The organism is Mycolicibacterium neworleansense, from assembly GCF_001245615.1.
GTDB classification, from domain to species: Bacteria; Actinomycetota; Actinomycetes; order Mycobacteriales; family Mycobacteriaceae; genus Mycobacterium; species Mycobacterium neworleansense.
Map to the genome: position 1 here is coordinate 1489967 of NZ_CWKH01000002.1, position 22678 is coordinate 1512644.

Here is a 22678-nt window from a genome sequence, read left to right on the forward strand (position 1 = left end):
CGCTAGACCCGGCGCGGGGCGGCCAGACGTTCGCGGCGCAACAGGTCGACCTCGGGCAGCTGCAGCGGCGGCAGCTCACCCACCACTCGCGACAACAGGTGGTCCGCCAGTTCCGGATTGCGGGCCAGGCACGGCCCGTGCAGATAGGTGGCCACCACGCTGCCTTGCACGGCACCGTCGTAGCCGTCGCCCAGGCGGTTGCCTGCACCTTTCGTGACGGCGGCCAGCGGCTTGGCGTCGGGGCCCAGAATGGTTCCGCCACGGTGATTTTCGAAACCGGTCAGCGGCTGGGTGAGCCCGTCGAGCAGGGGAGTGGAGGCCACCTCGCCGATGGTGCGGGCCTCCTGCGGCGACGTGGTGACGTCGAGCAGCCCGACACCTTCCACCCGCTCACCGGCCGAGGTCTCGTACCAGTGGCCGAGGACCTGGATCGCCGCGCAGATCGCGAGCACCGGCGCACCGCGCGAAACTGCTTGTTGCAGACCGGGATACCGGATCAGGTGTTTGGTGGCCAACCGCTGCGCGTAGTCCTCGGCGCCGCCGAGGGTGTACAGGTCCAGCGAGTCGGGCACCGGGTCGGCCAGCGTGATCTCCACGATCTCGGCCTCGATACCGCGCAGCCGCAAGCGCTGTTGCAGCACCACGGCATTGCCGCTGTCTCCGTAGGTTCCCATCACGTCGGGCAGCACGAGCCCGATCTGAACTGTCACGAGATCCGCCGATTCAGTTGCAGGAACGCGGTGTAGTTGGCGATCACCTCGACGTGCCCGGGCGGGCAGGAGTCGATCGCGGCGATGGTGTCGTGCACCAGTGAATGCTCGACGCCGGCGTACCCGAGTCGCACCGCCAGATCGGTGCCGCGCTCACCGGCGGCCACCACCTGGGTGTCGTCGAAGTGTTCGAACCGCACGTCCCACAGCCACGACAGGTCCTCACCGTCAGGCACCTGCCCGTTGACCGAGATGACGACGCCGGCGCCGTGCTTGTCAACCATGGACAGCGCCTCCTGCCAGCCGGCCGGGTTCTTGGCCAGCAGGATCCGCGCGGTGTGGGCGCCGATCTGCACGGTGCGATACCGCCCGGCCACCTCGTCGACGGTCGATACCGCGGCCACCGCTGCGGCCGGGTCGGCACCCAGCGCCACCGCGGCCGCGACCGCCTGGGTGGCGTTGCCACGGTTGACGGCACCGGGCAGGGCCAGCGTCATCGGCAACACGAGGCCGTCGGGTCCGTAGATGTGGGTGTCGTCGAACCACCACTGCGGGCTGGGGCGTTTGAAGTCGCTGCCGGTCGAGTACCAGTCCCGTCCGTTGCGCTCGATGATCTCGCCGGATCGCGGGCAGCTCACCGAGTCGCCGGACCAGCTGCCGCCGGCGGCCACCCACACCACGTTGGGGCTGTCGTAGGCGGCCGAGGTCATCAGGACGTCGTCGCAGTTGGCCACGATCACCGCGTCGCGATGGCGGGCCAGCCCGCCGCGCAGGGTCCGTTCGATGTGGTTGATCTCACCGACCCGGTCCAGCTGGTCGCGGGACAGATTCAGCAGCACGATGACCGACGGGTTCACCGCGTCGCTGACGTGCGGGACGTGCATCTCGTCGACTTCCAGGGCGGCCAGCGTGGCGTCGCGCGCTGAGGCCAGCGCCGCCACCAGCCCGGCGTCCATGTTGGCGCCTTCGGAGTTACTGGCCACCGGCCCGAGTGTGGCCAGCGCGGCCGCGATCATCCGGGTGGTGGTCGACTTGCCGTTGGTGCCGGTCACGACGACGCTGCGGCGGCCCTGGCCCAGTTGGCGCAGGATCGAGCGGTCCAGGGTCATCGCCACCAGCCCGCCGATCATCGCGCCCGCGCCGCGTCCGGTGACCCGCGACGCCCAGCGCGCGGTGGATCCGGCGGCCAGTGCGGCGCGCCCGCGAAGGGTCAGCATTCCGGCGATTTTAGGGGCACGACACGCAGGCGCGCCGGGCGACTCTGTCGGGCCTGCGTGCCATCCTGGCGAATATGAGCAGCGCGTGGGGCAGGCCGGCGGAAGAGCCGGGAGCGGGCTGGGCGGTCGTCGACGTGGAGACCACGGGATTCCGGCCCGGGCAGGCTCGCATCGTCAGCGTCGCCGCACTGGCACTCGGGGACGACGGCAACGTCGAGCGCAGCGTGGCCTCCCTGCTGAACCCGGGGGTGGATCCCGGGCCCACCCATGTCCACGGGCTGACCGCCGAGATGCTGGAGGGCCAGCCGACCTTCGGCGACGTCGTCGGTGAGTTGAGCGCGATCCTGCGCGGACGCACGCTGGTCGCGCACAACGTGGGCTTCGACTACAGCTTCCTGACCGCCGAGGCCGAGCTGGTCGGTGCCGAGCTGCCGATCGACAGTGTGATGTGCACCGTCGAGCTGGCCCGCCGGCTGGCCCTGGGCACCGAGAATCTGCGGTTGGAGACGCTGGCCGCGCACTGGGGCGTGAGCCAGATGAAACCTCACGATGCCCTCGACGACGCGTTGGTGCTGGCCCAGATCCTGAAACCGACCCTGGCCCGGGCCCGTGACCGCAAGGTCTGGCTGCCGCTGCGGGAGGTGAGCCGTCGCCGCTGGCCCAACGGCCACATCACCCATGAGGAGTTGCGGCCGTTGAAGGTGCTGGCCTCGCGGCTGCCGTGCGAGTACGCCAACCCGGGTGTCTACGTGCCGGGGCGGCCACTCGTTCAGGGCATGCGGGTGGCGCTCTCGGCGGAGGTGGCCCGCACCCATGAGGAGCTGATCGAGCGCATCCTGCACGCCGGGCTGGCCTACACGGACCTGGTGGACCAGCAGACTTCGCTGGTCCTGTGCAACGAGCCCGCCCCCGACCAGGGCAAGGGCTACCAGGCAGCCGAGTTGGGCGTGCCACTGCTCGACGACGAGACGTTCATGGGCCTGCTGGCCCATGTCGTCGGTGGCGCCAATGTCGAGGAGTTCATCGACACCGCGCCCGAGAGCGATCAGTACACGCTCTTCTGAGCCGACGGCTCAGCTCAGCGCCTTGGCCTTCAGCCCGTCGAACTCGGCCTGGGTGATCGTGCCGGCGTCCAGCAGCGCCTTGGCGTCGGCGATCTCCTGCGCCGGGGACCGGCCGGCCGCCTCGCGGATGTAGGCGTCGGTCTCCTGCTTGGCCGCCTGCGCTGCCGCCTGTGCCCGCTCCGACATGCCCTTACCGCGGGCGATGAGGTAGATCAGCGCGGTGATCCACGGGAACACGATCAGGAAGACCACCCATACGGCCTTGATCCAGCCGGAGGTCTTGTGATCACGCCAGAACAGGTCCGTGAGGATCTGGAACAGGACCAGCAGGTAGGCGATCCAGGCGAAGATGATCAGGAAATGCCACAGGAAATCCCATGTCGGACCCCAGTCCATGGGTCACTCCTTGTAGTTGACGTCGGCGTAGGGATCTACGCCGACGTCAGCTAAGCACGCGCGGCGCGGTTGACGGCAGATACGACCGCGCGAAGTGATGCAGTTGTGATCGAAGTCGCGATGCCGACGCCCCAGACGGTCCGGCCACCGATCGACGCCTCGACGTAGGCCGCGGCCTGCGCCTGTTCACCCGAGGACATGGCGTGTTCGGAGTAGTCCAGCACGTTGATGTCGTAGCCGATGGCGCCCAGGGCGTCGACGAATGCCGCCAGCGGGCCGTTACCGGCGCCGATGATCTCGCGCTCGACACCGTCGATCTTCACGATCGCGGTGATGGTGTCGGTGCCGCCGTCCACCTCGGAGGCGACCACCTTCTGGCGGATGCGCTCCAGCGGGGTGATCGGGGCCAGGTACTCCTCGGAGAACGCGCCCCAGATCTCCTTGGGGGACACCTCGCCGCCCTCGCCGTCGGTGATCTGCTGGATGGCCTGGCTGAACTCGATTTGCAGCCGGCGTGGCAGCACCAGGCCGTGGTCGGCCTTCATGATGTAGGCCACGCCGCCCTTGCCGGACTGCGAGTTCACCCGGATCACGGCCTCGTAGGTGCGGCCGACGTCCTTGGGGTCGATCGGCAGGTAGGGCACCTGCCACAGGAGATCATCAACATCGACGTCAGCTTCGTCGGCATCGAACTTCATCTGGTCCAGGCCCTTGTTGATGGCGTCCTGGTGGCTGCCGGAGAAGGCGGTGTAGACCAGGTCGCCGCCGTAGGGGTGACGTTCGTGTACGGGCAGCTGGTTGCAGTACTCGACCGTGCGACGGATCTCGTCGATGTTGGAGAAATCGATCTGCGGATCGACCCCGCGGCTGAACATGTTCAGCCCCAGCGTCACCAGGCAGACATTGCCGGTGCGCTCGCCGTTGCCGAACAGGCAGCCCTCGATGCGGTCGGCGCCGGCCTGGTAGCCCAATTCGGCTGCGGCAACGCCGGTTCCACGGTCGTTGTGCGGGTGCAGGCTCAGGATGATCGAGTCGCGTGGGGCCAGGTGCCGGCTCATCCACTCGATGGAATCGGCGTAGACGTTCGGGGTGGCCATCTCGACAGTGGCGGGCAGGTTGACGATCAGCGGCCACTCGGGCGTGGGCTTGACGATATCGGCGACGGCGTTGCACACCTCGACCGCGTACTCCAGCTCGGTGCCGGTGTAGGACTCGGGGGAGTACTCGAAGCGCCAGCGGGTCTGGGGGTACTTCTTGGCCTCTTCGACGCACATCGTGGCGCCGTCGGTGGCGATCTTCTTGACGGCCGCGCGGTCGGCGCGGAACACCACGCGGCGCTGCAGGATGGACGTCGAGTTGTAGAAGTGCACGATGGCCTGGGGTGCACCCGCGCAGGCCTCGAAGGTGCGCTCGATCAGCTCGGGCCGGCACTGGGTCAGCACCTGGATGGTGACGTCGTCCGGGATCGCGCCGTCCTCGATGATCTCCCGGACGAAGTCGTAGTCGGTCTGGCTCGCGGACGGGAAGCCGACCTCGATCTCCTTGTAGCCCATCCGTACCAGCAGGTCGAACATGCGGCGCTTGCGCGCCGGGCTCATGGGGTCGATCAGGGCCTGGTTGCCGTCACGCAGGTCGACCGCGCACCACATGGGTGCCTTGTCGATGACGCGGTCCGGCCAGGTGCGGTCGAACGGGACGCCGGTGCCGAAGGCCGGGCTGCCGCCGGGGACCTCTTCGGCGAAGCTGCGGTAGCGGCTGACCGGCATGGAGGAGCCGCGCTGGGTGTTCCAGACGGGTTGTCCGGGGTTGGGGGCGCCGGCCGGCGTCTTGATCTCGCGAACCGAGCTGAAGGCATCTGCAGAGATGTCGGGGGTGGTCATGGTTTTTGCTCCGGGAGTTGATAGGGGACCCGACCGGCGCATCGCAAAAACCCGCGACAGGAAGCCGGTCTGGTCAGACCCCGTCGCGGCGTCCGAGAAGGAGCACCCGCTGCACGCGCTCAACTGTACTCCGCGCGATTCGCTGGCCAAAACCCGCGGTTGACGTGCGCTTCCCCCGATCGGGGGAACGCATCTTCACCAGCCGCACCGGCCGATTGCCCGACAGACCCGAAGCCGTTCGGATCGCATTCTTGTCTCAGTGGTTCAACGAGCCGCAACTGAAAACGAAAACTCAACTGAGACAGAAGGATTCACGATCATGACGAAGTTCTCCAAGGCTCTGGCACTGCCCATCCTGTCCGCGGGTGTCTTCGGCGCCGTGGCGCTCGGCCTGGCCGGTACGGCCGCCGCGCAGGAGCCACAGGGCCCGGGCAACCTCTACAGCCCCGACACCTACGCGACCCCGGCCCCCGGCATGAAGCCCGGCTGGCACAACCACCACGGCCCGCAGCGGATCATGAGCATCTACGAGCAGTGACCGCGAGGGTGAGTCACACCTGCGAATCGGGGAAGGCGATCACCGACAGGAATCGGATCGGCAGTTCGATCAGGTCAACCGGTCCGTGCGCGCCTTCCCCGTCTATCTGCAGCGAGTCGCCGGGCTGCAACCGATAGACCGAACGGCTGTGGCTGTAGTCCATGACGCCGGCGAGCATGTAGATGAACTCGGTGCCGGGATGCTGGAACAGCGGGTAGGTCTGACTCTTCTCCGTCAGCGTGACGTGCAGGCATTCCAGCCGCTTGTGCTCCCCGCGCAGCGAGCTGAGCAGCTGATACTCGTGCCCCTGCTTGGTGCCGTTGCGCACGATCTCCGGACCGGTGCCCGCCTTGACGAACGCCGCCGGGCGTTCGACGTCGGCCCCGCGGAACAAGCTGGTCACCGGGACGTCGAGCCCCTTGGCGAGCAACGCCAGGGTGGACAGGCTGCACGAGGTCTGGGCGTTCTCGATCTTGGACAGCATGGCCTTGGAGATGCCCACCCGGGCGGCCATGTCGGCGACGGTGAGCCCGTGCTGCTGGCGCAGTTGACGGACATTGCGCCCGATCGCCGCTTCGAACTCCAGCTCCTCGACCGGTTCGTGCGGGTCGCGTTCGCGGGCGGTGCCCGCATTGCGGAGCAGGGGCAGGTCGCTCACGGCACTCCTGTCTAGCGCATCTCCCCGGCACCGACGTACGGATACCGGCTTGTGAGCAAATTGTCCTCCGCAAACCGGGTCAGCCGGAAATCCGACTCGGGGATCCGCGGGTCGCAGCTGCGTCCCTCGGTCACCAGGTCGGCGACCAGCCTGCCGACCGCCGGCGCGATCTTGAACCCGTGCCCGCTGAAGCCGGCCGCCACCAGCAGGCCGTCGATGCCGGTTGCGGAGATGACGGGGTTCCAGTCCGGCGTGACGTCGTAGCAACCGGCATAGCTGCCGGCGATCGCCGCGTCGGAGAAGCCGGGGAACCGGGTGCCCACCTTCTCCACGGTCAGGTCGATGAAGCCGTCGGTCGCCCGATTCAGATAGTCGTCGGGATCGGCGCTCTCCAGCTCGCCCAGATCGGAGTTTCCGAACAGCAGCTCTCCGTTGGGTTCGGGCCGGATGTACTGCAACGACACCAGGTCGGAGAAGACCGGCACGGGGCCCGTGTCCAGCCCGGGCTTGATCATCACGATCTGTTCCCGGTGCACGCGGATCGGTATGTCGAGGCCGTAGGGCTCCAGGAACGGACGGGTCCAGGCCCCGGTGGCGACGACGACGGTGCCTGCCGACACGTGCGTGCCGTCGGCCAGCCGTACGCCGGTGACCCGGTCCCCGTCGAGCGACAGCTCGGTCACGTTGGCGCCCTGGCGGATTCGCACCCCGGCGGCCCTGGCCGACACCGCGAAAGCCTGCGCGGTCTGGTAGGCGTCGCCGTAGCCGCCACGGGCCTCCCAGCCGAAGGCCGCGAACGGTTCCAGATCGGCCCACGGCCACAGCTTCGCCACCTCGGCGGCGTCGATCTCCTCGGTCTGCACCCCGACCTCGCGCTGGGCGGCCAGGCTCTTGCGAAGGTTCTCGACGTTGGGTTCGCCGACGCCGACGACGTAGCCGGTCTGCCGGAATCCGATATCGGTGCCGAAGTACTGCTCGGCCTTCTCGAACACCTCGAGCCCGACGGTGGCCATGGCGGCAAGTGAGCTCACCCCGTAGTGGCAGCGCACGATGCCGCTGGATTTCCCGGTCATCCCGGAACCGACGGTATTGCGCTCCAGCACAAGCACATCGGTGACACCGCGTTGACTCAACGCCCAGGCGGCCGCGGTCCCTTCCAGCCCGCCGCCGACGATCACGACGTCGGCGTTCACGCTGTGCTGTCTGCTCTTCGCGCGAGCGCTCATCGGCCGGGAATCCAGTTCGTGCCGGCCAGCGGAACCCGTGCCATCGCGGCAGCCTCGATGGTCACCGCCACCAGGTCCTCGGGCTCCAGGTGGCACACATGCGCCTTGCCACAGGCCCGGGCGATGGTCTGGGCTTCCATCGTCAGCACCCGCAGATAGTTGGCCAGCCGCCGGCCACCCTCGACCGGGTCGAACCGAGCCGCCAGCTGCGGGTCCTGGGTGGTGATGCCGGCCGGGTCGCGCCCGTCCTGGAAGTCGTCGTAGAAGCCGGCCGCGCTGCCGAGCTTCTCGTACTCGGCGGCGTGGCGGGGGTGGTTGTCGCCCAGCGCGATCAGGGCGGCAGTGCCGATCGCGACGGCATCGGCGCCGAGCGCGAGTGCCTTGGCGACGTCGGCCCCGGTGCGGATGCCGCCGGACACGATCAACTGGACCTGTCTGTGGACCCCCAGTTCCTGCAGCGCCTGCACGGCCTGCGGCACCGCGGCCAGGGTCGGGATGCCGACGTGTTCGATGAACACCTCCTGGGTGGCGGCGGTACCGCCCTGCATGCCGTCGACCACCACCACGTCGGCGCCGGCGTGCACGGCGAGCTTCACGTCGTAGTACGTGCGGGTGGCCCCGACCTTGACGTAGATGGGCTTCTCCCAGTCGGTGATCTCCCGCAGCTCGTTGATCTTGATGGTCAGATCGTCGGGGCCGGTCCAGTCCGGGTGCCGGCAGGCGCTGCGCTGGTCGATGCCCTCGGGCAGCGTGCGCATCTGGGCGACGCGCGGGGAGATCTTCTGGCCCAACAACATTCCGCCGCCACCGGGTTTGGCGCCCTGGCCGAGCACCACCTCGATGGCATCGGCCTTGCGCAGGTCGTCGGGGTTCATCCCGTAGCGCGAAGGCAGGTACTGGTAGACCAGGTGCTTGCTCTGTCCACGCTCTTCGGGCGTCATACCGCCGTCGCCGGTGGTGGTCGAGGTGCCGGCCTCGCTGGCCCCGCGGCCGAGGGCCTCCTTGGCCGGGCCGGACAGCGCGCCGAAGCTCATGCCCGCGATGGTGACCGGGATATCCAGGTGTAGAGGATGTTTGGCGTGCCGGTCACCGAGCACCACGTCGGTGCCGCAGCGCTCGCGGTAGCCCTCCAGTGGGTACCGGGACATCGACGCGCCCAGGAACAGCAGGTCATCGAAGTGCGGGAGGCGCCGCTTGGCGCCCCAGCCGCGAATGTCATAGATGCCGGTCTCGGCGGCTCGCTGGATGTCGGCGATCGTGGATCGGTCGAAGGTGGCGGATTCGCGCATCAGTACTCGCTCGCGTTGTCGACGTGGAAGTGGTACAGGTTTCGAGCCGAGCCGTAACGGGTGTAGGCCGCGGTGTCGTCGTCAAAACCCGCTTTTGCCAACAACTCCGCGAGCTCGGCGTGGTGCTCGGGCCGCATCGGCTTGGCGACGCAGTCGGCTCCCAGCGAGGCCACCTCGCCGCGCACGTAGATGCGGGCCTCGTAGATCGAGTCGCCCAGCGCCTCCCCGGCGTCGCCGCGCACCACGAGCCGGCCGGCCTGGGCCATGAACGCGCTCATGTGGCCGATGTTGCCGCCCACCACGATGTCGACGCCCTTCATCGAGATGCCGCAGCGCGCGGCGGCGTCTCCTTCGATGACCAGCAGCCCGCCGTGTGCGGTGGCACCCGCCGACTGCGAGGCATTTCCGGTCACGCGCACCGTGCCGCTCATCATGTTCTCGGCCACGCCGGTTCCGGCGTTGCCGTTGATCGTCACGTCGGCGAGCTGGTTCATGCCCGCCGCGTAGTAGCCGACGTGGCCTTCGACGGTCACCCGCACCGGCGCGTTGAGGCCGACAGCCACGTTGTGGGCACCGTCGGGATGGGCGATGACGAAGTCTCCCTCGACATCTGGCTGATGCAGCGCGGCGTTGACCTCACGCAGCGGCGTGGTGCCCAAATCGAATCCAACTAACGTTTCCATGCGTAGACCACCTCCGGTTCCGGTTCCCAAATACGTGCCTGCTCGACTCCGGGCAGCCCGGCCAGGGCGCGGTATTCGCTGGCCATCGCCACCCAGTCGGCGGTCTCGGCGATCACCGCGGGCTTGCAGGCGATCGCGTCACGGACCACGGCGAACGAGTCGTGGTCGGAGACCAGCAGTGTGTAGAAGCCGTCAAAGGTGGCGCAGAGCTCTTTCAGCGCGATCGCCACATCGCGGCCCGCGGCCAGCTGTTCGGCGACGAACCGGGCGCCCACCTCGGTGTCGTTCTCACTGTCGAACACCACTCCGGCGCGGCGCAGTTCGCGGCGGATCGTGGCGTGATTGGCGAAGGATCCGTTGTGCACCAGGCACTGTCCGGGCCCGACGGTGTAGGGGTGGCAGCCCGACGGCGTCACCGCGGACTCGGTGGCCATCCGGGTGTGCCCGACTCCTTGCCAGCCCTGCGCCTTGGCCAGGCCCCAGGCCTCGGTGAGAGCACGGGGATGACCCACGCCTTTGAGCACCGCCAGATCGGCGCCGAACCCGGAGATGAGCGCCGACGGGTAGGCGGCGCGCACCAGGCCGAGCAGTTGTTCGGATTCCATGTCGGCCGACAGCAGGTAGGTCGAATCAACCTGCACCACATCCACATCCGGACCGAGGTCGGGTTTCTCCGCGACGTCGGTCACCGAGACGCAGCCCTGCCCGTACGGCGACCACTCCGGGTCTCCGTACACCGCGATGCCTGCCGAATCGGCTCCGCGGTCGGACATCTCGCCCAGCATTGCGCTGAGCAGTTCGCCCAGGCGCGGGTACAGCTCCGGTGTGCGCAGGTGTAGCCCCACGATCCCGCACATATGTTGTCTCCCTTCTAGAACGCAGTCAGGTATTGGTCGATTTCCCACGGGGTGACCGAGCCGTGGTAGGCGAAGAACTCGTCGCGTTTGATGCCGGCGAAGTAGGAGGCGACACCGTCGCCGGCGACGTCGAGCACGCCGTTGACGATCGGGTCGGTCTCCAGTGACTCGATCGCGTGCAGCAGGGTGGGCGGCAGTGCTGCCGGTCCCTTGGCGCCCACGTCCCCCGGGTCGAGGCTGCGTTTGACGCCGTCCAGCCCGGCGCCCAGCGCGGCGGCGATCGCCAGGTACGGGTTGGCCGAGCCGTCGCCGCCGCGCAATTCGATGCGTTGACTGTCGGGGACGCGGATGTAGTGGGTGCGATCGTTTCCGCCGTAGCTGGGCTTGCGCGGCGCCCACGATGCGCCGGATGCCGTCGACGTGGCGCCGGTGCGCTTGTAGGAGTTGACGGTGGGCGCGACGATGGACTGCAACGCGCAGGCGTGGTCCAGGATGCCGCCGATGAACCCGTAGGCCGTCTCGGACAAGCCCAGGCCGCGGGAGTCGGAGTCGGTGGGGAACACCGGGTTTCCACCGCTGGTGAGTGACATGTGCAGGTGCAGACCGCTGCCGGTACGGTCGGCGAACGGCTTGGGCATGAAGGTGGCCACCATGTCGCGTTCGGCGGCGATCATCGACAGCAGGTAGCGCAGGGTGATCACCCGGTCGGCGGTGGTCAATGCGTCGGAGAACTCGAAGTTCTGCTCGAACTGCCCGTTGCCGTCCTCGTGGTCGTTGGCGTAGTTGGACCAGCCCAGCGCGTTCATCGCCGTCGAGATCGCGGTGAGGTGGTCGTACATCCGGGTCACACCGCGCGCGTCGTAACAGGGTTGGGCTGCGGTGTCCGCGGCATCGGCGGTGACAAGGTTGCCATCGTCGTTGCGCCGCAACAGGAAGTACTCGACCTCGGCGCCCACCCAGGGTTCGAAACCGGCATCGGCAGCCTGCTGGATCATCCCTTTGAGGATCACCCGCGGCGCGTACGGCCATGGCTCACCCTCGACATGTGGATCGCAGTGCACGAGGGCCAGCCCATCCTTGATGAAGGGGACCGGGGTGAACGAGGCCGGATCGGGGATGGCGATCAGATCGGGATCTTTGGGTTCCTGCCCCATGGCGCCGACGGCGTAGCCGGCGAAACCGACGCCCTCGGTGGCCAGCTGGTCGACGGATTGGACGGGAACCAGTTTGGCGCAAGGCTTTCCGCGCAGGTCTACGAACAGCGCGAGGATGAACTTGGTGCCGGACTGCTCGGCGAGGGTGGCGAGATCGGTGGGCATAGCGTTCACGCTTTCATCTCTTGGTGGGAATCAAGGTATCACAGGAGGAAACTTCTGCGAGCCGAGAAAACCCGGTCACCGGCTGCCGTGAGAGCGGTCCACGGCAGCCGGGCCGGGGAATCGGACTGACTGTCAGGCGAATTCGAGCTCGTAGGCCGAATCCCGGTGGAACGTGGTATCGATGCCCTTCTCCTCTTCCTCGGAAGAGATGCGGATGCCGATGGTCTTCTTGAGAACGAACGCGATGGCGAACGCGACCGCGAATGAATAGGCCATCACCGCACCGGCAGCGACCGCCTGCTTCCACAGCTGGTCGAAGCCGCCGCCGTAGAACAGGCCGTTGGTGGCGTTGGGCATGCCCTCGCTGGCGAAGAAGCCGATCAGCAGGGTGCCGACCACGCCGCCGACCAGGTGCACGCCGACCACGTCGAGCGAGTCGTCATATCCCAGCTTCTCCTTGAAGCCGACGGCGTAGACACAGATCGCCCCGGCTATGGCACCGACGAAGATTGCGCCGATCGGGGTGACCGCGCCGCAGGCCGGGGTGATGGCCACCAGGCCGGTGATCGCTCCCGAGGCGGCACCCACGCCGGTGACGTGGCCGTCCTTGAGCTTCTCGACGCCGATCCAGGCCAGGGTGGCCGCGCAGGTGGCGACGAACGTGGTCACCATGACGATGGCCGCGGAATTGCCTGCGGCCAGGGCGGACCCGCCGTTGAAGGCATACCAGCCGGCCCACAGCATGCCCGCACCCAGCAGGGTCAGCGGAACATTGTGCGGCTTGCGCAGCTGGCCGAACATGGCGGATTTGCCGAGGACGATGGCCACGGCCAGGGCGGCCGCGCCGGCGTTGATGTGCACGGCGGTACCGCCGGCGAAGTCGATGGCGTGCAGTTTGTTGGCGATCCAGCCGCCGACCGAGTTCTCGGTGACGACACCGTCGAAGGCGAACACCCAGTGGGCGACCGGGAAGTACACCAGCACCGCCCAGGCGGCGGCGAAGATCATCCACGCGCCGAATTTCATCCGGTCGGCCACCGCGCCCGAGATCAGTGCCACCGTGATGGCCGCGAACAGGGCCTGGAAGATGGAGAACAAGCTGACCGGAAGACCAGCGACCGTGGTCATCGGTTCCATGAGGTCTTTCATGCCGGCGAATTCGGTGAAGCTGCCGACGAACCCGCCGTAGGACGTCCCGAACACCATCGAGAATCCGAACAGCACCCACAGCACGCCGACCAGGGCGACTGCGCCGAACGTCATCATCATCATGTTCGTCGAGCTCTTGACCGAGACCATGCCGCCGTAGAACAGGGCAAGACCCGGAATCATCAGCGTGAGGCCGATGATGCAACACAGCATGAATGCCGTGGTTCCTGTATCCATCAACATCTCCTGGGGGTGGCGGCCCGGACGGGCCGATCACTGGGAGTTGACGACGTTTCTGTTACGTGGACCTACGCGTTGTGTTGCGTATGCGTAAACCGTTGGGACGCATGGCGGTGAGGACCTCGTAACCGGAGCTTTATGCGGTGAAACGCCGGAGAAATCCGTATACCGCACCGTATACAGCCATGGATACAGCGCCCTCCGCCCTCGGCGAGGAGTACGAGAACGAACCGGTCCCTCTGTCTGCCCGCAAGTCGCTGTTCTCGGTGTCGGCGGTCTGGGTGGGTTTCCCGATGATCATGACCTCGGCCGTGTTCGCCGGCATCGTGGTCTACAACCTGGGCTTCGGCACCGGGATGGCCGCCATCCTGGTCGGAGACCTGGTCCTGATGGCCTATGTCGGCACGCTGAGCTATCTGGCCGGGCGTTCCGGTAAGAACTTCGCGCTCACGGCGGCAGACACCTTCGGAACCAAGGGCTTTCGTGTGGTGTCGGCCTTCCTGTCGGCGTTGGTGATCGGTTGGTTCGCGTTCCAGACCGGCATGGTGGGGTCCACGCTCAACCTGTCGATGGGCTGGAGTGCACCGTGGATCACGTTGCTGGCCGGCGTCCTGTTCGTGGCCCTCACCTTCGTGGGGATCCGGGCGATCTCGTGGATCGGGGTGGTGGCCTCGGCGCTGTTCATCCCGTTGGGCGTGGTTGCCGTGGCGCTGGCGGCCGCCGACGGCGGTATCGGCTCGGCACTGTCCTACGGCGGTGGCGCCGGGGCGGGTGCGTTCAGTTTCGGCGTCGCCGTGACGATGGTGTTCGCCTGCTTCGCCGACTCGGGCACCATGACAGCGGATTTCACCCGGTGGGCCCGCAACGGCAAGGAGGGCGCGCTGGCCGCGTTCGCGGCATTCCCGGTCGCCTACTTCATCGCCCAGCTCGTCGGCGCACTCGTCGTCGCATTGGGAGCCGCCGCCGCGGCGGACACCGCGGGCGGCGATTTCCTGCACGTCCTGGTCAGCGCCGGGGGCATCCTGGTACCGCTGGCGATCGTGTTCGTATTCGTCAACCTGGGCAGCGTGTGTGCGCACTGCCTGTACAACGGCGCGGTCGGCTTCGGCAACATCACCGGAAAAACCATGCGGCAGTTGACGATCGTCCTAGGTGTGGTGGGCACGGTCGCCGCCGTCGCGGGCATCTGGTCGTACTTCGCGACGTGGCTCAACATCCTCGGCGTACTGGTGCCGCCCATCGGCATCGTGCTCATCCTCGACCAGTTGGTGTTCGCCGGCCGGCGTGTCGCCTCCGGCGCCGGGATGTACTGGAAACCGTTCGCGGCGTGGGCGATCGGGGCCGGGGGAGCACTGCTGACGCACTTCTACGCGCCCCAGCTGTCCGACGCGGTCGTCGCGATGGTCGTCGGCGGCCTTGCGTTCACCGCCCTGGCCTACCTTCCGGTGCGCGCCGCACAACCCGTCCTGGTCGGAGAAACCGCATGACCGTGACCATCGATGCCGACCCATACGTGTGGCCCTACGACGGGGACATCCCCGCCGGGCGCACCGCATTGATCAACATCGACTGGCAGGTCGACTTCTGCGGTGAAGGCGGATACGTCGACACGATGGGTTACGACCTGTCCCTGGTGCGGACTCCGCTGGGCCCCGCGCAGGAGGTGCTGGCCGCGGCACGGGCGGCCGGGTTGTCCGTCCTCCACACCCGCGAAGGTCACCGTCCTGACCTGTCCGACCTGCCCGCCAACAAGCGCTGGCGCTCGGGTCGGATCGGTGCCGAGATCGGGTCGGCCGGGCCGTGCGGACGGATCCTCACCCGCGGTGAGCCAGGCTGGCAGCTGGTCCCCGAGATGGCGGCTCTGCCAGGTGAACCCGTGATCGACAAGCCCGGGAAGGGCAGCTTCTACGCGACCGATCTCGACCTGGTGCTGCGCACCCGCGGTATCACCCACATCATCTTCACCGGCATCACCACCGACGTGTGCGTGCACACCACGATGCGCGACGCCAACGACCGCGGCTACGAATGCCTGGTGGTCTCGGATGCCACCGGCGCCACCGACTACGCCAATCATGTTGCGGCGCTGAACATGATCACCATGCAGGGCGGGGTGTTCGGGGCGCATGCCACCAGCTCGGATGTGGTGGCAGCGCTGAAGGGCCTGCAGTGACCGCGGCCCGGCTCACCGACCAGGTCTCCCTGCGCGACCGGGTGTACCTCGAGCTCGGCAAGAAGCTCATGGTCGGTGAGATCGACCATCGCACCCGGCTGGTCGAGTCCCAGTTGTGCGAGACGCTCAACGTCAGCCGGACCCCGCTGCGCGAGGCGCTGGTCCGGCTGCACGCCGACGGCATGCTCGAACGCCGGACCGACGGGTACTACCCGGTCGCGCTGGACATCCCGGGCGTGCGCGATCTCTATGAGCTGCGCATCACCATCGAACTGCGTGGCATCACGCGGATCCTGGAAACCGATGAGCTGCAGTATGACAAGAACCGGCTCGTGGCGTTGCGTGGGCAGTGGCTGGAACTGAGGGCCGGCCCGCCCCCGCCGGACGGCGACATGGTGCTGCGGGATGAGTCGTTCCATGTCGAACTGTGCGCGGCGTCGGGGAACAAGGCGATGGTCGCCACGCTCGACAACGTCAACCGGCGGATCCGGTTGATCCGGATGTACGACTTCGTCACCGAGGAACGGGTGATCGCCACCATCGACGAGCACCTCCAGATCGTCGAGTTGCTCCTCGATGATCAGCTCGACGCCGGCCGCACCGCCTTGCACGAGCATGTGGGAGCGAGTTTCGAGGTGGTCGAGCGGCGTGCACTGCGAGCGCTGAGCGCACGTGCCCTCGGTCAATCGGTGACCTCGCTGGAGGCACTCTGGAAGTAGTCGTCCGCTACTTCTCGCCCGCCCCGGGCAGGGCCCTCTCCCGCACATTCGGGGTGCCGAGCCGCCAGGCCAACCAGGGCAACGCCGCGTCGAAAGCCGTACTGGCTGCCTGGAAGTCGTGCCCACCCTGGTAGCCCACCACGGAGCATTCGACGTTGTAACCGCTCAGCAGGGCACACAGCTTGTTGGCGTTGGAGGCGTGCTCCTCGGAGAACGTGTCCCAGCCGGCGATCGCCTCCTCGGGCGGCGGAGTGGTGGTGGCGTCGCGATGCACGGTCGGGGTGCTCTCGCCGACGCCGAGCCACGCCGCCATGGTGTCGTACGGGCCGTGCCGGGTGATCACCGTCTTGGGGTCGAATGCCTCCCAGGCCGCTCGGTCGCCGCCGAAGAGTCGCGCGACGGTTTGGTCCTTGGTGCCCGCATTGGGGCCGAGGGTGCCGTCGAGCCAGACGAAGGCGCTGAACATCTCGGGATTGCGGACCGCGGTGTTCAGGGCGCACGTCGCGCCCGAAGACCACCCGGCCAGACCCCAGTTCTCGGCCTTCGGGCTGACCCCGAAACGCGAGATCAAGTAGGGCACCAGGTCTTTGGTCAGATGGGACGCGGCGTTGCCGCGGGTGCCGTCGACGCATTCGGTGTCGTTGCTGAACTTGCCTGCGATGTCGGGGAATACGATGACCGGCGCGTTGCCGTGGTGGAGCGCGGCGAAGTCGTCGAGCGTCTGCAGGGCACCGGTCGATTGCAGCCAGTCGTTGGGATGGTTGAACTCGCCGCCCATCAAGATGACCGCGGGCAGTTGTGGCGGCGGGTCGCTGGAGAACCAGGCCGGCGGAAGGTAGACCACCTCGGTCCGATGCGCGAAACCCGATGCGTCTGCCGGTATGTTCACTCGCACCACGGTGCCGCGTGTCGGGATCTCACCGGACTGCGCGAGTGCGGCGAGCTGGGATTCATCGATCCACTGTTCGGGCTCGGTCTGAGTCAACCGCAGCCAGGCGGCCCGGACGGTGGGGAAGTAGCCGGTCGCGGTGTTGAGTGCGGCAAGCCCGCACACCACCATCAACACCACCGAGACCACGGACACCAAGCGGCGCCACCATGCACTGCCGGGCCAACCGCCGATCAACACCGTCGCGGCGAATCCGAACATCGCCGTCCAGAACACGGTGCCGAACGAGATGGCCTCGGCGGACCAGCCCTGGTCCCGGACGAACAGCCGCGCTGCGGCTGCCAGGCCCACACCGACGAGTACGGCGGCGAGCAGCCAGCGCCTCATCCACTCACGAGACCGACCGCGACCGATTGCCACCACGATCGCGACCAGGGCGAGCAATTGCAGCGCCATCGGGATCAGGCCGTTGGTCAGGGACAGGTTCATGTGGATCCGCTCTCCCCGATCTCCCGCGAAAGCTTGTGTAGCAGTGGGCCCTCCAACTCGTCGGCCAATCGCCGCAGCACGGGACCGTATTCGGGATGGGCCAGGGCGAACGCGAACTGTGCGACCAGGTAGTCGGCCGGATTGCCGGTGTCATACCAGTGCCCCTGGATCACCTGGCCGTAGACGGCATGGTCTCCGGCGTAGGCGTTGATCGCGTCGGTCAGGTAGATCTCGCCGGACAGAGACTGCTCGTACCAGCGTTTCGTCTGCTCACGAAGCTCGTCGATGATGCCGGGTGTGATGACGTAGCCACCGATTGCGGCGTACTCGGAGCGAGCCTCGTGCGGCTGAGGTTTCTCGACGATTCCGCTGATCCGCAGCAGACCACCGTCCAACTTCTCATCGATGATCGGCACGCCGTACCGGCGTGAATTCTCGGGTGCCATCGGCATCAACGCCAGCACCGGGGATGAGGTCTGTTCGTACGCCCGCATCAGTTGTTGGGCACGCGGTACCTCGGCGACGAAGACATCGTCGGGCCAGAGCACCAGCACCGGTTCGTCACCGAACGACCGTGAGGCATTGAGTACCGGGGTGCCGTTGCCGTACGGACCGTGCTGATGGAGATAGGTGATGTGGCCACGCGCGGACAGCTCGCCGACCTCCTCGACAGCGTCGGCGTACCCGGTCTTCCCGTCCGCGCGCAGCTGCTCGACCAGCGTCGTATTCGGTCGAAAGTGCTCCTCTATCAAGTTCTTTCCGCCGGAAACGACGATGGTGATGTCGGTGATTCCGGAGCTGACCAGCTCGCGCACCGTGTGCTCGATGACCGGCTTGTCGCCGACCGGAAGCATCTCTTTGGGGGTGGCCTTGGTCAGCGGCAGGAGGCGCGAACCGATACCCGCGGCGGGGATGACGGCTTTGCGGATGGCCTGTCGTGCCATGTGTTCCTCTCCCGGTGCTCCACCAAAACTAGCCGGTGCACCGGTCAGCCGAGTGGAATTCCCCAGCGCTCACCAAATGCGATCTGCTCCAGCGGCAGCCGCTCGCGTGGCCTGCTGTCGCGTTCCACGACGGCCTCGTCGGCCTTCGAGTAGTCACCCAGTGTGCCGACAGCGATGACGGCCAGTGGCCGCACACCGTCCGGAACCCCGAACGCCGCTCGGGCGCCGTCGACGTCGAAGCCGGCCATCGGATGCACGATCAGTCCGCGGGACACCGCCTCGACGGTCAGCTGGGCGATGGCCGCCCCGGCGTCGACGCCGGCGTAGCGCGCGGTGCGCTCATCCTCGCCTTCGTCGGCGCACACCAGGATCAGCGCCGAGGCCGCATGCGCGTAGCTGTTGCCGCGTTTGAGCAGGCCGGCCAATGTAACGAAGGTCTCATCCGGTCGCCGTCCCACGAGGAACCGCACCGGCTGACGGTGTCCCCAGCTGGCCGCCCAGCGTGCCGCCTCGAGCAGCGCGGTGAGCTGGTCAGCGATAATGACGGCATCGGGATCGAACGCCCGGGGGCTCCAGCGGGCGGCCAGATCGGGATGGATCGGCACACTGGTGGTGGCCATTCGACCGCTCGGCGTGTCAGGCACGTCAGCCAAGCTACCGGCGGGGGAAAACGCGAGCGCGCCTCCCTTATCCTGTTTGGGACTCATTCCCGAAGCTCGAAGGGTTAGATAGTGGCGCTCGTCGTACAGAAGTACGGCGGATCCTCGGTATCGGATGCCGATCGGATCCGTCGCGTGGCCGAGCGCATCGTCGAGACGAAGAAGGCCGGCAACGACGTCGTCGTGGTGGTCTCGGCGATGGGCGATACCACCGACGACCTGCTCGACCTGGCCCGTCAGGTCTCCCCGGCCCCGCCGGCGCGCGAGATGGACATGCTGCTGACCGCCGGTGAGCGCATCTCCAACGCCCTGGTCGCGATGGCCATCGAGTCTCTCGGCGCGCAGGCCCGCTCGTTCACCGGATCACAGGCCGGCATCGTCACCACCGGCACCCACGGCAACGCCAAGATCATCGACGTCACGCCCGGCCGCCTGCGCGACGCGCTGGACGAGGGCGTCATCGTGCTGGTCGCCGGGTTCCAGGGCGTCAGCCAGGACAGCAAGGACGTCACCACTATGGGCCGCGGCGGCTCGGACACCACCGCCGTCGCGTTGGCCGCCGCGCTCAAGGCCGACGTCTGCGAGATCTACACCGACGTCGACGGCATCTTCACCGCCGACCCGCGCATCGTGCCCAATGCCCGCCACCTCGACACCGTCTCCTTCGAGGAGATGCTCGAGATGGCCGCGTGCGGCGCCAAGGTGCTGATGCTGCGCTGCGTCGAATACGCCCGCCGTTACAACGTGCCGATTCACGTGCGTTCGTCGTACACCGACAAGCCCGGCACCATCGTCAAAGGATCGATCGAGGACATCCCCATGGAAGACGCCCTGCTGACCGGAGTAGCCCACGACCGCGGGGAGGCCAAGGTCACCGTTGTCGGTGTCCCGGACGTACCCGGCTATGCCGCCCGGGTGTTCCGCGCGGTCGCCGACGCCGACGTGAACATCGACATGGTGCTGCAGAACATCTCGAAGGTCGAGGACGGCAAGACCGACATCACCTTCACCTGCCCGATGGACAACGGCCCGACGGCCGTGGAGAAGCTGACCGGGCTCAAGGATGAGATCGGCTTCAGCCAGGTGCTCTACGACGATCACATCGGCAAGGTGTCGCTGGTCGGTGCGGGCATGCGCAGCCATCCCGGCGTCACGGCCAAGTTCTGCGAGTCGCTGGCCGAGGCCGGGGTGAACATCGACTTGATCTCGACATCGGAGATCCGGATCTCGGTTCTGGTCAAGGACACCGAGCTGGACACCGCTGTCCGCGCGCTGCACGAGGCCTTCGACCTTGGTGGCGACGACGAGGCCGTGGTCTACGGCGGAACGGGGCGCTGACATGGTGAACATCGGTGTAGTCGGTGCGACCGGCCAGGTCGGTCAGGTCATGCGCACCCTGCTGGAGCAGCGGAACTTTCCGGCCAGCTCGGTCCGGTTCTTCGCCTCGGCGCGGTCCGAAGGCAAGAAGCTGACGTACCGCGGCCAGGAGATCGAGGTCGAGAACAGCGAAACGGCCGACCCGTCCGGGTTGGACATCGCGCTGTTCTCCGCCGGCGCGACGATGTCGCGCGTGCAGGCCCCGCGGTTCGCCGCGGCCGGTGCCGTCGTCGTCGACAACTCGTCGGCCTGGCGCAAGGACCCCGACGTGCCCCTGGTCGTCAGCGAGGTGAACTTCAAGAGAGATGTCGCGAACCGTGCTCGGTCTCTCTCAAAGGGCATCATCGCCAACCCGAACTGCACCACCATGGCCGCCATGCCGGTGCTGCGTCCGCTGCACGAGGAAGCCGGGCTGACCCGCCTGATCGTGTCGAGCTACCAGGCCGTGTCGGGCAGTGGCCTGGCCGGTGTCGAGGAGCTCGCATCGCAGACGCGCGCGGTGGTCGAGGGCGCCGAGCAGCTGGTGCACGACGGATCGGCCCTGAACTTCCCCGAGCCGGTGAAATACGTTGCGCCCATTGCATTCAACGTTATTCCGCTCGCCGGCGCACTCGTTGATGACGGCTCCGGCGAGACCGACGAGGACCAAAAGCTGCGCAACGAGAGCCGCAAGATTCTCGGCATCCCCGATCTCGCGGTGAGCGGCACCTGCGTGCGCGTTCCGGTGTTCACCGGACACTCGCTGTCGATCAATGCCGAGTTCGCCCAGCCGCTTTCGCCTGAGCGTGCCAAGGAACTGCTTGCCGGAGCCCCCGGCGTGAAGCTGGTCGACGTGCCGACCCCGCTGGCCGCCGCCGGCGTCGACGAATCGCTGGTCGGCCGGATCCGGCAGGATCCGGGTGTGCCACAGGGGCGTGGTCTTGCCCTGTTCGTGTCCGGTGACAACCTGCGAAAAGGTGCTGCGCTGAACACGATTCAAATCGCTGAGCTGCTGGCCGCCGAGCTCTAACCACCCCCTTGCGCCGAAACCGCATTCCAGCAGGCGTTCTCTCGGCTTTTCTCTGCTGGAATGCCATTTCGGCGGTTCCGGCGGCGAGCGCCAACCCGCCATTCGGCGATCCGGTGATACCCCCGCTGGCGCCCGGTCAGGTGCTGCGGATCGGGCCGAGCGCCGGGACGGGTACTCCCACCCGTGATTACGGCATCGGCGCCACCGATCTGTGTGAGTTCATGGAGTTTCCGAGCCGAGTGCTCCAGGTTTGCGGTGACAGTTTCGCCGGGCAGGCCGTCGGCTTCGGCGGCTGGTACTCCCCGGTGGCTCTGCATGTCGATCCCGATTCGATCGACGATCCGGCCGGTGTGCGCTACCGGGGCGTGACCGGAGTGGACAAGCCGTTGCTGGCGGATCTGGCGCCGGCCGGCTCGTCGCAGCTGCCCGCCGGTGTCATCTCCGTCAACCGCGAGAACTACATGTTGGTGACCACCACCTACAACCTGAAGCCGTACAGCTCGCGGTTGGTGAAAGCCGATGCGGCCCGGCCGAAGTGGCCGACGGTGCCCGGTTCGGTACGTGAGGCCGCCTACCAGGGCGGCGCCCAGTCGCAGATCACCGGCTACTACGACCCGATCCCGGCTCCGGATTCACCCGGCGGGTGGGTGTACATCCTGGCCAACAATTTCGACCGCAGCAGCCCGCCGTTCCTGTACCGGGCCAACCCGAAGACCTTCACCGACCGGGCGAGCTGGCAGGGCTGGTCGCCCGCGGGTTGGGGCAAGCCGCCGACCCCGTTGTTCTCCGACCGGGTGGGGGAGATGAGCATCCGGCAGATCGACGGCAAGCCGGTGCTGTCGTACTTCAATGCCACCACCGGGAACATGGAGGTGCGGGTCGCCTACGATCCCACCGGCCTGGGCACCGCCCCCGTGACCACGGTGGTGTTCGCCAGTGCTTGGCCGGATCCGGTCGACTCGCTGCCACCGCCGGAGGTCAATCAGCTGGCCCAGCCTTACGGCGGCTACATCTCACCGGGGTCGACGCTGGACCGGGTCCGGGTTTTCGTCAGCCAGTGGAACACCATGGCCCGCGGCGGCACCCCGTACCGGGTGATCCAGTACGCCGTGAACCCGATCAAGCCCTGGGAGCAGTAATTCCCCGGGCCTTTCACAGCTGATTCATAGCCAATTCTTGATCAGCACCTCAGC

General features: G+C 67.3%; 22 protein-coding genes. 8 read left to right on the forward strand and 14 right to left on the reverse strand.

The window, feature by feature from the left end; translation table 11 throughout:
* Window positions 1–2: 2 nt before the first annotated feature.
* Together BN2156_RS22830 and BN2156_RS22835 are read right to left on the reverse strand one after the other, a co-directional pair.
* Entirely contained in the window at window positions 3–710 is a 708-nt protein-coding gene (locus BN2156_RS22830) for a type 1 glutamine amidotransferase (RefSeq protein WP_090517140.1), read from the reverse strand.
* Window positions 707–1927 carry a Mur ligase family protein gene (locus tag BN2156_RS22835; protein WP_090517141.1) on the reverse strand — a complete coding sequence of 407 codons (1221 nt, stop codon included), beginning with the start codon at window positions 1925–1927 and terminating at the stop codon, window positions 707–709. Before BN2156_RS22835 ends, BN2156_RS22830 begins: the two co-directional genes overlap by 4 nt.
* A gap of 74 nt (window positions 1928–2001) precedes the next feature.
* Here BN2156_RS22835 and BN2156_RS22840 point away from each other — a divergent pair, with 74 nt between their 5' ends.
* Window positions 2002–2991, forward strand: a complete 990-nt coding sequence (locus tag BN2156_RS22840; RefSeq protein WP_090517142.1) for a DEDDh family exonuclease — start codon at window positions 2002–2004, stop codon at window positions 2989–2991.
* Between the two features lie 9 nt (window positions 2992–3000).
* Here the strand turns inward: BN2156_RS22840 and BN2156_RS22845 are convergent, their stop codons facing one another.
* Window positions 3001–3387 (reverse strand): SHOCT domain-containing protein, encoded by a 387-nt coding sequence (locus tag BN2156_RS22845; protein WP_090517143.1) that lies wholly within the window; start codon window positions 3385–3387, stop codon window positions 3001–3003.
* Window positions 3388–3437: 50 nt separating this feature from the next.
* On the reverse strand, window positions 3438–5267 hold the full coding sequence (gene leuA / locus BN2156_RS22850) for a 2-isopropylmalate synthase (RefSeq protein WP_090517144.1): 1830 nt from the start codon (window positions 5265–5267) through the stop codon (window positions 3438–3440).
* Window positions 5268–5586: 319 nt separating this feature from the next.
* Between leuA and BN2156_RS22855 the strand changes: the two genes are divergently transcribed.
* Window positions 5587–5805: a hypothetical protein gene (locus BN2156_RS22855; protein WP_090517145.1), complete on the forward strand. Its 219-nt coding sequence runs from the start codon at window positions 5587–5589 to the stop codon at window positions 5803–5805.
* A gap of 13 nt (window positions 5806–5818) precedes the next feature.
* On the opposite strand, the gene BN2156_RS22860 is transcribed toward BN2156_RS22855, so the two are convergent.
* The 7 genes from BN2156_RS22860 to BN2156_RS22890 all read right to left on the reverse strand — a co-directional run bounded on the left by BN2156_RS22860 (window position 5819) and on the right by BN2156_RS22890 (window position 13223).
* Window positions 5819–6463 (reverse strand): type II toxin-antitoxin system RelB family anti-toxin, encoded by a 645-nt coding sequence (locus BN2156_RS22860; RefSeq protein ID WP_090517146.1) that lies wholly within the window; start codon window positions 6461–6463, stop codon window positions 5819–5821.
* Window positions 6464–6474: 11 nt separating this feature from the next.
* A complete protein-coding gene (locus tag BN2156_RS22865; RefSeq protein ID WP_090517147.1) occupies window positions 6475–7689 on the reverse strand; it encodes an NAD(P)/FAD-dependent oxidoreductase in 1215 nt (404 codons plus the stop codon).
* Entirely contained in the window at window positions 7686–8978 is a 1293-nt protein-coding gene (locus BN2156_RS22870; RefSeq protein WP_090517148.1) for an FMN-binding glutamate synthase family protein, read from the reverse strand. The genes BN2156_RS22865 and BN2156_RS22870 overlap by 4 nt, the downstream gene beginning before the upstream one ends.
* Window positions 8978–9661: a GltB/FmdC/FwdC-like GXGXG domain-containing protein gene (locus BN2156_RS22875; protein ID WP_090517149.1), complete on the reverse strand. Its 684-nt coding sequence runs from the start codon at window positions 9659–9661 to the stop codon at window positions 8978–8980. Before BN2156_RS22875 ends, BN2156_RS22870 begins: the two co-directional genes overlap by 1 nt.
* Window positions 9649–10518, reverse strand: a complete 870-nt coding sequence (locus BN2156_RS22880; protein WP_090517150.1) for a class II glutamine amidotransferase domain-containing protein — start codon at window positions 10516–10518, stop codon at window positions 9649–9651. Before BN2156_RS22880 ends, BN2156_RS22875 begins: the two co-directional genes overlap by 13 nt.
* A 14-nt stretch (window positions 10519–10532) precedes the next feature.
* Complete coding sequence (gene glnT / locus BN2156_RS22885; protein WP_090517151.1) at window positions 10533–11837, reverse strand: type III glutamate--ammonia ligase; 1305 nt, start codon at window positions 11835–11837, stop codon at window positions 10533–10535.
* 132 nt (window positions 11838–11969) lie between these two features.
* Window positions 11970–13223 (reverse strand): ammonium transporter, encoded by a 1254-nt coding sequence (locus BN2156_RS22890; RefSeq protein ID WP_090517592.1) that lies wholly within the window; start codon window positions 13221–13223, stop codon window positions 11970–11972.
* A gap of 188 nt (window positions 13224–13411) precedes the next feature.
* On the opposite strand from BN2156_RS22890, the gene BN2156_RS22895 reads away from it, so the two are divergent.
* From BN2156_RS22895 to BN2156_RS22905, 3 genes are read left to right on the forward strand one after another with little or no spacing between them, the layout of a single operon-like run.
* Complete coding sequence (locus tag BN2156_RS22895) at window positions 13412–14713, forward strand: cytosine permease (protein WP_090517152.1); 1302 nt, start codon at window positions 13412–13414, stop codon at window positions 14711–14713.
* A complete protein-coding gene (biuH, locus tag BN2156_RS22900; RefSeq protein WP_090517153.1) occupies window positions 14710–15399 on the forward strand; it encodes a biuret amidohydrolase in 690 nt (229 codons plus the stop codon). The genes BN2156_RS22895 and biuH overlap by 4 nt, the downstream gene beginning before the upstream one ends.
* The gene (locus BN2156_RS22905; protein WP_090517154.1) at window positions 15396–16118 is read left to right on the forward strand and encodes a GntR family transcriptional regulator; all 723 of its coding nucleotides are present in this window, start codon (window positions 15396–15398) and stop codon (window positions 16116–16118) included. Before biuH ends, BN2156_RS22905 begins: the two co-directional genes overlap by 4 nt.
* Before the next feature lie 7 nt (window positions 16119–16125).
* Here BN2156_RS22905 and BN2156_RS22910 read toward each other — a convergent pair whose 3' ends face one another.
* Genes BN2156_RS22910 through BN2156_RS22920 form a run of 3 tightly spaced genes read right to left on the reverse strand, consistent with a single transcriptional unit; the run spans window position 16126 to window position 19060 of the window.
* Window positions 16126–17496 (reverse strand): alpha/beta hydrolase, encoded by a 1371-nt coding sequence (locus BN2156_RS22910; RefSeq protein ID WP_090517155.1) that lies wholly within the window; start codon window positions 17494–17496, stop codon window positions 16126–16128.
* The gene (locus BN2156_RS22915) at window positions 17493–18440 is read right to left on the reverse strand and encodes a UTP--glucose-1-phosphate uridylyltransferase (RefSeq protein ID WP_090517156.1); all 948 of its coding nucleotides are present in this window, start codon (window positions 18438–18440) and stop codon (window positions 17493–17495) included. Before BN2156_RS22915 ends, BN2156_RS22910 begins: the two co-directional genes overlap by 4 nt.
* Window positions 18441–18484: 44 nt before the next feature.
* Window positions 18485–19060 carry a nitroreductase family protein gene (locus BN2156_RS22920; RefSeq protein WP_235625484.1) on the reverse strand — a complete coding sequence of 192 codons (576 nt, stop codon included), beginning with the start codon at window positions 19058–19060 and terminating at the stop codon, window positions 18485–18487.
* A gap of 111 nt (window positions 19061–19171) precedes the next feature.
* Here BN2156_RS22920 and BN2156_RS22925 point away from each other — a divergent pair, with 111 nt between their 5' ends.
* Genes BN2156_RS22925 through BN2156_RS22935 form a run of 3 tightly spaced genes read left to right on the forward strand, consistent with a single transcriptional unit; the run spans window position 19172 to window position 22624 of the window.
* Complete coding sequence (locus tag BN2156_RS22925) at window positions 19172–20437, forward strand: aspartate kinase (RefSeq protein ID WP_065462884.1); 1266 nt, start codon at window positions 19172–19174, stop codon at window positions 20435–20437.
* Between the two features lies 1 nt (window position 20438).
* Window positions 20439–21485, forward strand: a complete 1047-nt coding sequence (locus BN2156_RS22930) for an aspartate-semialdehyde dehydrogenase (protein ID WP_090517158.1) — start codon at window positions 20439–20441, stop codon at window positions 21483–21485.
* 23 nt (window positions 21486–21508) lie between these two features.
* Complete coding sequence (locus BN2156_RS22935) at window positions 21509–22624, forward strand: DUF4185 domain-containing protein (protein WP_407661746.1); 1116 nt, start codon at window positions 21509–21511, stop codon at window positions 22622–22624.
* Window positions 22625–22678 lie beyond the last annotated feature (54 nt).